This is a genomic window from Neisseria sp. P0021.S005 (assembly GCF_051956955.1).
In genome coordinates this window covers 1-1728 of sequence record NZ_JBQCWY010000651.1, presented here as the reverse complement: position 1 = coordinate 1728, position 1728 = coordinate 1, and the positions used below count along the sequence as shown (strand labels likewise).

At 51.5% G+C, this 1728-nt stretch carries 3 protein-coding genes; all 3 read right to left on the bottom strand.

Annotation, left to right across the window (positions count from 1 at the left end):
- Positions 1-681: flavodoxin domain-containing protein (locus ACTHUE_RS17930; RefSeq protein WP_440424095.1), on the bottom strand; the 681-nt coding region annotated here is incomplete at its 3' end.
- A 190-nt stretch (positions 682-871) separates the two neighbouring features.
- On the bottom strand, positions 872-1195 hold the full coding sequence (locus ACTHUE_RS17925) for a DMT family transporter (protein WP_107791811.1): 324 nt from the start codon (positions 1193-1195) through the stop codon (positions 872-874).
- Positions 1196-1222: 27 nt separating this feature from the next.
- A partial coding sequence (locus ACTHUE_RS17920) for an ABC transporter six-transmembrane domain-containing protein (RefSeq protein ID WP_440424094.1) occupies positions 1223-1728 on the bottom strand: 506 nt, incomplete at its 5' end.

The window sequence follows — 1728 nt, the reverse complement described above, 5'->3', positions numbered from 1 at the left end:
GTAGATGGTGCCGCTGCTTGGTGTTGCTGAGCCGTTTGATGCGGCGGTTGTACTTGGGCTTGTTGCTTGGGCGGTTAATTCGGCCACTTTGGGTACGACGGCGGCAATCCATGCGTCGGCATCGGCCTGGAATTCTAAGTCGCAAATGCCCAAGTCGTTCAGACGGCCTGCGCCCAGTTCGGCAAATTTGGCATCAAAGTCTTTGCCTGCTTGGCAGAAGTTGGGATAGGAGGAGTCGCCAAGGCCCAATACGGCAAAGGTCAGTTTGCTGAAATCGGGTTTCTTTTTGCCGTAGATGAATTTGTACAGGGGCAGGGCTTCTTCGGGCGGTTCGCCTTCGCCTTGGGTGGAGGTAACCAAAAGGATGATGTCTTCGTCGGGCAGGGTTTTGCTTTTGAAATCGCCTGCGCTGCTGAGGCGGGCTTCTACGCCGGCGGCTTGAAGTTTGGCGTGTAAGGATTCGGCAACGCTGCGGGCATTACCGGTTTGTGAGGCGGAGAGGACTAATACGCGGCGGCTGACTGTCTGGACGGCTGTTTGCAGGGCAGATGGTTGGGTTGCTATACCGGATATGCCTTGGCTTTGCGCCCAGCAATAGCCGGAGAGCCATGCAAGTTGGGTGGGGGATAGGGTGGAGAGTTGGACGGAGAGTTCGGGTGGAAGCGGATTGGCTTGGCTCATTTGGATTCCTTTGTTGGACGGCTATAACCGATTGTTTGAATAATGGACAGTCGCCACTTTAAACAGGCCGTCTGAAAAAAGGAAAGAATGCTTGGTTTTAATTTAAGATGATTTCGTTATATTCGGGAAGGTATTAGGCCGTCTGAACATGCTCATTCAGACGGCCTTGGATTGGATAGAAACGAGATTTTCAGTTTCCGCTGGAGAGTTTCATCACTACGACGCCGGAGATGATGAGAAATGCACCGAGCCAGCGGCCGAAGTTGGCGGCATCGTTGAAAAATACAACGCCCACTAAAAACGCCCCTGCCGCGCCTATACCTGTCCAGACGGCGTAGGCTGTACCCATTGGAATACTTTTTTGGGCAAGGTAAAGGAAGTATCCGCTACCGGCGATGCAGGCAAGCGCGGCGGCAAAGCCATGCCAGCGGAAGCCTTCCTGTTGTGCCAGCTTTAAGCCCAATGGCCAGCCGATTTCCAGCATACCGGCTAAGATTAAATAAAACCAACTCATAATATGTCCTGATAGTGTGTTAAGGTTTCAGACGGCCTTGGAAAAATTGTTTTCTTCCGAAAGTTCAACGCGTTGTCCGATATCTTTTAGATTGGCGTATTGTTCGACCAAGCGCGGTACATCGTCCAAACTCATTGCAAACATCCATAAATAAGTGCTGACGGAATAGATATGGCCGGCGCTGCCATAGCCTTTAAGCGTCATGTGTATAAAGGCAAAGCCGAACAATACGCTCATCGCTATGCCGATACTGAGATAGCCTAAGGCTTCGCGGTTGGAAATCAGCACGCGTAGTTTGGCAACCCAGTCATAGTGGCGGTAGAGCTGATGCTCGTTGCCGTCGCGGATAAGGTGGTTGTCGCGTTCAAGTCGGTTGTTTAAACGGAAATATAGGTTTTCGCTGATAGCGGCAAAACGCGGCAGCAACCATAAAAACAGGGCAAGTATCGCGACAGCCAATACGCCCACCCAAAATTCCAATATCAGCAACATCATACATGCACCGAAGATGGAGACCAGCGAAGTAGCAGCGA

Excerpts from the sequence above, each read along its gene's own strand:
- ACTHUE_RS17925 (WP_107791811.1), bottom strand. The coding sequence starts at position 1,195 with ATGAGTTGGTTTTATTTAATCTTAGCCGGTATGCTGGAAATCGGCTGG.